The organism is Streptomyces sp. ISL-87 (genome assembly GCF_018614095.1).
In the GTDB taxonomy this organism is placed as follows: domain Bacteria; phylum Actinomycetota; class Actinomycetes; order Streptomycetales; family Streptomycetaceae; genus Streptomyces.
This window is the reverse complement of the sequence record NZ_JAGGOY010000033.1, coordinates 24,194-32,173: the sequence shown is the minus strand read 5'-3', so window position 1 is coordinate 32,173 and position 7,980 is coordinate 24,194. Positions and strand designations below refer to the sequence as shown.

7 protein-coding genes and 1 pseudogene are annotated in these 7,980 nt (G+C 72.0%); 3 read left to right on the top strand and 5 right to left on the bottom strand.

The window, feature by feature from the left end:
- The first annotated feature begins 125 nt into the window (after positions 1-125).
- From J7I97_RS12835 to J7I97_RS12825, 3 genes and pseudogenes are all read left to right on the top strand, one after another.
- A complete protein-coding gene (locus tag J7I97_RS12835) occupies positions 126-932 on the top strand; it encodes a purine-nucleoside phosphorylase (protein WP_214933998.1) in 807 nt (268 codons plus the stop codon).
- Between the two features lie 37 nt (positions 933-969).
- On the top strand, positions 970-2,610 hold the full coding sequence (locus tag J7I97_RS12830; protein ID WP_214934011.1) for a phospho-sugar mutase: 1,641 nt from the start codon (positions 970-972) through the stop codon (positions 2,608-2,610).
- 238 nt (positions 2,611-2,848) lie between these two features.
- Positions 2,849-3,112 (top strand): annotated as a pseudogene (locus J7I97_RS12825) (IS5/IS1182 family transposase); the annotation flags it as partial.
- An 18-nt stretch (positions 3,113-3,130) separates the two neighbouring features.
- On the opposite strand, the gene J7I97_RS12820 reads toward J7I97_RS12825, so the two are convergent.
- The 5 genes from J7I97_RS12820 to afsQ1 all read right to left on the bottom strand — a co-directional run bounded on the left by J7I97_RS12820 (position 3,131) and on the right by afsQ1 (position 7,828).
- Positions 3,131-4,000 carry an SDR family oxidoreductase gene (locus J7I97_RS12820; RefSeq protein WP_214933996.1) on the bottom strand — a complete coding sequence of 290 codons (870 nt, stop codon included), beginning with the start codon at positions 3,998-4,000 and terminating at the stop codon, positions 3,131-3,133.
- Positions 4,001-4,284: 284 nt separating this feature from the next.
- On the bottom strand, positions 4,285-5,010 hold the full coding sequence (locus tag J7I97_RS12815) for an MOSC domain-containing protein (RefSeq protein ID WP_214933994.1): 726 nt from the start codon (positions 5,008-5,010) through the stop codon (positions 4,285-4,287).
- A gap of 4 nt (positions 5,011-5,014) precedes the next feature.
- Positions 5,015-5,683 (bottom strand): hypothetical protein, encoded by a 669-nt coding sequence (locus J7I97_RS12810; protein ID WP_374195466.1) that lies wholly within the window; start codon positions 5,681-5,683, stop codon positions 5,015-5,017.
- Positions 5,667-7,154: a cell wall metabolism sensor histidine kinase WalK gene (locus J7I97_RS12805; RefSeq protein WP_214933992.1), complete on the bottom strand. Its 1,488-nt coding sequence runs from the start codon at positions 7,152-7,154 to the stop codon at positions 5,667-5,669. The genes J7I97_RS12810 and J7I97_RS12805 overlap by 17 nt, the downstream gene beginning before the upstream one ends.
- Positions 7,151-7,828 (bottom strand): response regulator transcription factor, encoded by a 678-nt coding sequence (gene afsQ1, locus J7I97_RS12800; RefSeq protein ID WP_214933990.1) that lies wholly within the window; start codon positions 7,826-7,828, stop codon positions 7,151-7,153. The genes J7I97_RS12805 and afsQ1 overlap by 4 nt, the downstream gene beginning before the upstream one ends.
- Positions 7,829-7,980 lie beyond the last annotated feature (152 nt).

Genomic DNA, 7,980 nt, shown 5'->3' with positions numbered 1-7,980 from the left:
GTGCAGCAACCCCGCCCCCCCACCCCCCGTCGGAGACCATTCGGCGGATCCGACAAGGCAACGATCCGAACACCGTGAGCTGCGCCATCTACGCGCGTAGGCCAACACCGGCTACGCTCGTCAGCGTGAACGCATCTGTTACCGACCCCTTCGCCGCCGCCGACGCCGCAGCCGCCCGCCTGCGCGAGCTGACCGGCGCGGAAACCCACGATGTCGCCCTCGTCATGGGCTCCGGCTGGGCCCCCGCCGCCGAGGCGCTCGGCGCCCCCGAGTTCGAGTTCCCGGTCACCGAGCTGCCCGGCTTCCCGCCGCCCGCCGTCGAGGGCCACGGCGGCAAGATCCGCTCGTACAAGATCGGCGACAAGCGCGCGCTGCTCTTCCTCGGCCGGACCCACTTCTACGAGGGCCGCGGCGTCGCCGCCGTCGCCCACGGCGTGCGCACCGCCGTCGCCGCAGGCTGCAAGACCGTCGTCCTCACCAACGGCTGCGGCGGTCTCCGCGAGGGCATGAAGCCCGGCCAGCCGGTGCTGATCAGCGACCACCTCAACCTGACGGCCACCTCGCCGATCGTCGGCGCGAACTTCGTCGACCTCACCGACCTGTACTCGCCGAAGCTCCGCGCGATGTGCAAGGAGATCGACCCGACCCTCGAAGAGGGCGTCTACGTCCAGTTCCCCGGCCCGCACTACGAGACCCCGGCCGAGATCAACATGATCCGCGTCATGGGCGCCGACCTGGTCGGCATGTCCACCGTGCTGGAGGCCATCGCCGCCCGTGAGGCCGGCGCCGAGGTGCTCGGCATCTCGCTGGTCACCAACCTGGCGGCCGGCCTGTCCGGCGAGCCGCTGAACCACGAAGAGGTGCTCCAGGCTGGCCGCGACTCGGCCTCGCGCATGGGCAAGCTGCTGACCCAGGTCCTCGCCCGCATCTGAGCGACCTACGAGAGGTAAGGCGGAAGTAGTGCAGGAAGTGCAGGACGACCTGATCATCCGGGCCCAGGCCTGGCTGGCGGAGGACCCCGACCCCGAGACGGCGGACGAACTCGCCAAGCTCATCGAGGCGGGCGACACCGCGGAGCTCGCGGACCGTTTCTCCGGCACCCTCCAGTTCGGCACCGCCGGACTGCGCGGTGAGATCGGCGCCGGCCCGATGCGGATGAACCGCTCGGTGGTCATCCGGGCCGCGGCGGGCCTCGCGGCCTACCTGAAGGCCCAGGGCCACACCGACGGCCTGGTCGTCGTCGGCTATGACGCGCGCTACAAGTCGGCGGACTTCGCCCGCGACACCGCGGCCGTCATGACCGGCGCCGGTCTGCGCGCCGCGGTCCTGCCCCGCCCGCTGCCGACACCCGTCCTCGCGTACGCCATACGGCACCTGGGCGCCGTCGCCGGCGTCGAGGTGACCGCGAGCCACAACCCTCCCCGGGACAACGGCTACAAGGTGTACCTCGGCGACGGCTCACAGATCGTCTCCCCGGCGGACGCGGAGATCGCAGCGGAGATCGAGCGCGTGGACACCCTCGCCTCGGTCCCCCGCCCTTCCTCCGGCTGGGAAGACCTCGGCGACGAGGTCCTGGAGGCCTACCTGGCCCGTACGGACGCCGTCCTGACCCCCGGGTCGCCCCGGGGCATCCGGAGCGTCTACACGGCCATGCACGGCGTCGGCAAGGACGTCGTCATGGCGGCCTTCGCCCGGCACGGCTTCCCGACGCCGGTGCTCGTCGCCGAGCAGGCGGAGCCGGACCCGGCGTTCCCCACGGTGGCCTTCCCCAACCCGGAGGAGCCGGGCGCGATGGACCTGTCCTTCGCGAAGGCCGCCGAGGTGCAGCCGGACATCGTGATCGCGAACGACCCGGACGCGGACCGCTGCGCCGTGGCCGTCCCGGCCAACGGCGGCTGGCGGATGCTGCGCGGCGACGAGGTCGGCGCGCTGCTGGCCGCCCACCTGGTCCACAAGGGCGCGAGCGGCGTCTTCGCGGAGTCCATCGTCTCGTCCTCCCTCCTGGGCCGCATCGCAGAGGCCGCAGGCGTGGGCTACGAGGAAACCCTCACCGGTTTCAAGTGGATCTCCCGCGTCGAGGGACTGCGCTACGGCTACGAGGAGGCGCTCGGCTACTGCGTGGACCCCGAGGGCGTCCGCGACAAGGACGGCATCACCGCCGCCCTGCTGGTGGCCGAACTGGCGTCGGAGCTCAAGGAGCAGGGCCGCACCCTGACCGACCTGCTGGACGACCTGGCGATGGAGCACGGCCTGCACGCCACCGACCAGCTGTCGGTCCGCGTCTCGGACCTGTCGGTCATCGCCTCGGCGATGGCCGCGCTGCGCGCGGAGCCCCCCGTCTCGCTGGCGGGCCTCCAGGTCGTCTCCGCGGAGGACCTCACCAAGGGCACGGAGTCCCTCCCGCCCACGGACGGCCTGCGCTATTACCTCGACGGCGCGTACAAGGCCCGGGTGATCGTCCGCCCGTCGGGCACGGAGCCGAAGCTGAAGTGCTACCTGGAGGTCGTGGTCCCGGTCCCCGAGGCCTCCGACCTCGCCCCGGCCCGCACCCGCGGCCAGGAAATCCTGAACGCCATCAAAAAGGACCTGGCAGCAGCCGCAGGCATCTGAGTCCTCCCCACGCCGCTCGCGCGGCTGCGCCGGACTCCGCCCGACCGATCCTTCCCGCGCCGCTCGCGCGGCTCGGCCCCAGGGGCCTCACCGGCTTCGTGCCGCTGCGCCGGACTCCGTCCGTCGGGCACGGGGCCGGGGCTTCGGCCCCCTGGACCGGCCCGGTCCCGGCCCGTCCGCCGGGACCGGGCCACCCCGTTCCGCCCGAAAGCCCCCCGAGCCTCGGCCCGGGGGGCTTCTTCGGGAGTTGGGCTTCACGGGCGAGATCGCCCGCAAGGGCGTACCCGCCCCGATCCAGGCCGGCAAGCGATGGGTCGTAGAACGAAAACACTCGTGGATGAACGGCTACGGCAAGCTGAGGCGCTGCACCGAGAAGAACAGCACCGTCGTGGAGTTCTACCTCCACCTGGCCGCCGCACTCGTCACGTTCCGCATGCTGATCCGCCGAGCCGCCACCCACTACCGCTGGGACGGGCGCCCCACCACACGCCGCCTCAAGTGATCCAGTTGCCGGAGGCTCTTAGGCCGAACCGGACAGCAGCGGAGCCGCCCAGCGTGCGAAGTCCTCGATGCCGCGCGGCTCACGGTCGGTCAGCTCCCGTACCGCGCCCGTGGTGGACGAGTTGACGCCGTCACGCAGTGCCCCGAAGGCGGCCACCACCTGCTCCGCCAGCCACGGCGGCACACCCGCCTGAGCCATCCCGGCGGCAGCCGCCTCGTCCGGCACCGCCACGTACTCGATCGGGCGGCCCAGCGCGCTCGACAGCTGCCGTGCGACCTCCCCGTAGGTGATCACCTCCGGGCCGGTGAGGACATAGGTCCGCCCGCCCTGCACCGCCGTGCTCAGCACCGAGGCCGCCGCTGCGGCGACATCCCGTGGATCGATCATCGCGATCCGCGCGTCACCGGCGGGCAGGAAGAAACGGTCGGCCTGCCGGATGGTCGCGGCAGAACCGAGGATGTTCGACATCATGTGGCTGGAGCGCAGAACCACCGCCGGGACTCCCGAGCCGCGCAGGTGCTCCTCGATCCGGCCGTGCTGGTCGAAGAACATCGTCGGGGACCCGGCCTCGGCGCCGATCGTGGACAGCATGACCACCTGCCGGACCCCGGCGCTTGCTGCCGCGTCGATCGCCCGCGTCCCGTACTCGACCTGCTGGGGGTGGTTCGCGCAGATCAGGAACAGCCGCTCGACACCGTCGAGGGCCTGGCGGACCGACGCGGGCTCGGCGAAGTCGCCCTGCACCAACTCGGCGTCACCGCCGAGGACGGCGGCCGCGCGGCCCGGGTCCCGCACGAAGGCCCGGACGGGAATCCCACGGCCCTGGAGCTCCCCGACGACCTTCGAGCCGACGTTCCCCGCCGCGCCCGTCACCAGCACCGTCGCCATCTTCGCTCACTCCCCGGGCTCAACCGCCGACAGCTCAACGTACCCGAGCGATAACAAGGGGTGACGGAACGCCACAGGCTAGAACACCGACCAGCCCGCGTTGATCCGCTTCCCCCCTCACTGCGCGTCAGTGCGCTCGTAGCCCGAGCCGTGGACCAGCGCGAGCACCACGCGCGGGCACGGCCGTCCTTCGTGATCACTGAGCGTAGAGAACTCCATGATCACGTGGACCCGTGCCCGTTGTGATGCCGCCCCACCTCTCGGACGCCTATTGCCGGTCGGTCTTAGGCCCGCTCCAGCAGGACCGTTTCCCCGGTCCGGGCGGTTCCCGGGGTCAGGACCGTGGCGAGGGCGTCGAGGCGGTTGTCGTGGGCCGTGGCGATGGCCCTCAGGATCAGCGGCGAGTGCGGGAGGTCCCGCTGCGCCTGGTTGGTCATCGCACAGCGTTCGCTGGAGCGTACGAACTCCACGCGCAGGGTGTCTCCCAGGCGGGCCCGGCGGCCGATCCACGTGTCCTCCACGAACGGCGGGGTGCCGGGCGGGGTGCGCACGAGGATGTTCGGCCGGAAGCGGCGTTCGTCGACCGGTACGCCGGGCACCTCGCGGCGGATCCAGTCGAGGGTCGCGGTGGTCAGGACGCTGAGCGGAAGCTGGTCGAAGTGCGAGACCTCGCCCTCGCGGGCCAGCTCGACGTCATCGCGGCCGAGGTAGGCGCGCAGGTAGGCGGTGGGGTCGGCGACCGGGCGCCCGTGCGGGTCGGTCAGTTCTGGCAGGCCCGGCTCCCGCCCGCCGTCCGGGTAGCGGGAGCCCAGGTGCAGCAGGCCGTCCATCCGCCGGAAGCGGCGGGTGTTCTTGCCCGAGCCGAATTTGCCGTCCGCGTCCCGCACCGCGTACAGCCGGTCGCCCACCAGGCCCCGCCCGTCGACCTCGACGCTGCGCAGCCGCTCGCCGCCGGTTGACTTCACCGGGTACCGCCAGAGCCGCTCGACCACACCCACGCTGTCCGCCACCGCGTCAGGCGCGGCTCGGGCTCGGCGTCGGGCGGACCAGTTCGCCCAGCGTCGGCACCGACTCCGGCCGCGAGCGGACAGCGTCACTGCACTCCCAGGCCCGCGGCGGATCCGCGTCCGGCCCGCCCAGAACCACCGGCCCCGGCCCCGCCGACACCGCCTCGCTGCCCGCCAGCGTGCACACGATCTGCGACAGCGCCACCGGTGGCAGATCCTCCGGCCGCCGGCTCAACCGCAGCGTCCCCGCCGGGTCCCCCGGCCTCGGCGGGGCGGCCGTCAGCCCGCCCGGTACCCCGGTCGTGAACCCGGCGTCCCGCTCCGCCTCGGACGGCGTCCGCTCCAGCGCCTCCAGCAGCGCCTGCGTCGCCAGCACCACGGGGTCCCGTGCGATCCGCTTCTCCGGAATCGGCACCACCCGTTCCACGCCCACCAGCTGCGATCCGCAGACCAGTTCCACCGTGGCCCGGAACCCCTGCACGCCGCTCTGCCCGCCCGGCTGCTCCGGCGCGGGCGTGTCGCACGACACCCGCGAGGGCGCCGCGCCCACGTCCACCGGGACCGTCGTCGCCCGGATCCCGCACCCGAACGTCCCGCACGCCAGCATCGCCAGGACGACACCGGACAGGGCGGCCTTGGCGGCCTTGACGGCCTCGGCCTTACGCGTCCGCGTCACCCGCGATCACCTTCCCCACATCCACCGGCAGCCGCAGCGTGAACAGCGCCCCGCCCTCCGCCGCGTTGGCGGCCGTGATGTCGCCGCCGTGGATGTGCGCGTTCTCCACCGCGATCGACAGGCCCAGCCCGCTCCCGTCCGACTTGGGCCGGGACGCGCTCGCCTTGTAGAACCGGTCGAAGACGTGCGGCAGGACGTCCTCCGGAATACCCGGACCGTTGTCCTTGACCGCGATGATCAGCCACTCCCCCTCGACGGTCACCGACACCCGCACCGGCGAGCCGCCGTGCTTGAGCGCGTTGCCGATCAGGTTGGCCAGGATGACGTCGAGCCGCCGCGGGTCGAGCCGGGCCACGATGCCCCGCTCCGCGTCCAGTTCGACCGCGTCGAGCCAGGCCCGCGCGTCGATGCAGGCCGTCACCTGGTCGGCCACGTCCACATCGTCCAGCACCAGCCGCGCCGTACCCGCGTCGAAGCGGGTGACCTCCATCAGGTTCTCCACCAGGTCGTTCAGCCGCCGGGTCTCGCTCACCACCAGCGCCACCGCCGGTGCGATCATCGGATCGAGGTCGTCGACCTCCTCCTCCAGCACCTCGGCGACCGCCGTCAACGCCGTCAGCGGAGTGCGCAGTTCGTGCGACATGTCCGCGACGAAGCGCCGACTGGACTCCTCCCGCGCGCTCATGTCGGCGACCTTCTTCTCCAGTGCCTCCGCCGTCTTGTTGAAGGTGTGCGACAGGTCGGCGAGTTCGTCGGTCCCGGACACGTCGAGCCGGTGGTCCAGCTCGCCTTCGCCCAGACGCCGCGCCGCGTCTCCCAGCCTGGCCACGGGCTTGAGCACGGTCCGCGCCGCGGCCTGCGCCAGCAGCGCGGACACGAGCAGCGCCAGCCCCGTCGCGATGGTCAGCGACCAGCCGAGCGCGTTGAGGTCGTCCCGTTCCTGCGCGAGGGACTTGTACATGTAGCCGGTCGGCCCGCCGCCCACGATCCGCGTCCCGCCGACCAGGTACGGATTGCCCTGCGGCTTCGTCCGCTGCCAGTACATGTGGTACTCGGCGTCGTTGGCGGCCGTCGTCTTCTGCCGGTCGTTCACCGCGTGCTGAAGGGACTTGGGTACGTCGTTCAGCCCGAACGAGTCGGGACCGGCCGCCCCGAACACCTTGCGGCCGTCCTTGCGTTCGTGCACCAGCAGCACGCTGTAGCCGGGGCTGCTGCCCGCCATCAGCTCGGCGGTCCGCTGCATCTCCCCCGGGGTCGGGTCGGCGGGCAGCGCCGCGGCCCGGTTCTGCATCTCCTGCCGGAAGTCGCCGAGGGCGGCCTCCTGGACGCGGGTGAGTACGGCTTCCCGGTTGAGCCAGTACGCGATCCCGGACGCGGAGACCGCGGCCGTCAGCGCGACCAGCGCGAACACCACCAGGAGCCGCAGCCGCAGGCTGGTCCACCGGCGGCCCGCGAACAGAGCTTTGATCACTGCGGGGAGTCCAGCCGGTAGCCGACACCACGCACGGTACGGATCAGGGTCGGCGAGGACGGAATCTCCTCGACCTTGGCGCGCAGCCGCTGCACGCACGCGTCGACGAGCCGGGAATCGCCGAGGTAGTCGTGCTCCCAGACCAGCCGCAGCAGCTGCTGCCGGGAGAGCGCCTGGCCGGGGCGGCGGCTGAGTTCGAGCAGCAGCCGCAGCTCGGTCGGGGTCAGCTGGAGGTCCTCCCCGTTCTTCGTGACGGTCATCGCGGCCCGGTCGATGACGAGGGAACCGAACGTCGCGGAGTCGCTCGCCTCGCGCTCGCCGCGGCGCAGCACGGCCCGGATCCGGGCGTCGAGCACCCGGCCCTGGACGGGCTTGACCACGTAGTCGTCGGCGCCCGACTCCAGGCCGACCACCACATCGATGTCGTCACTGCGCGCGGTGAGCAGGATGATCGGCAGCTGGTCGGTGCGGCGGATCCGCCGGCACACCTCGAAGCCGTCGATCCCGGGCAGCATCACGTCCAGCACGATCAGGTCCGGCCGCTGCTCGCGCAGCAGTTTCAGGCCGTCCTCGCCCGTCGCCGCGGTGGCCACTCGGTGGCCCTGGCGTGACAGGGAGAGTTCGAGGGCCGTGCGGATGGCGTCGTCGTCCTCGATCAGCAACAGGAAAGGCACGGGCTCATTCTGTCCCATGGTCCGTCGGGACTTCGACCCGTGTGCGATTGATCATCGGGCAGGGCCGCTGTGACAGGCCTGTGACAGTCGGCGGACACCCCGGTTATGTCGCGGGGGCAGTCTTCTATCAACGCAGGAACGAACCAGACGAA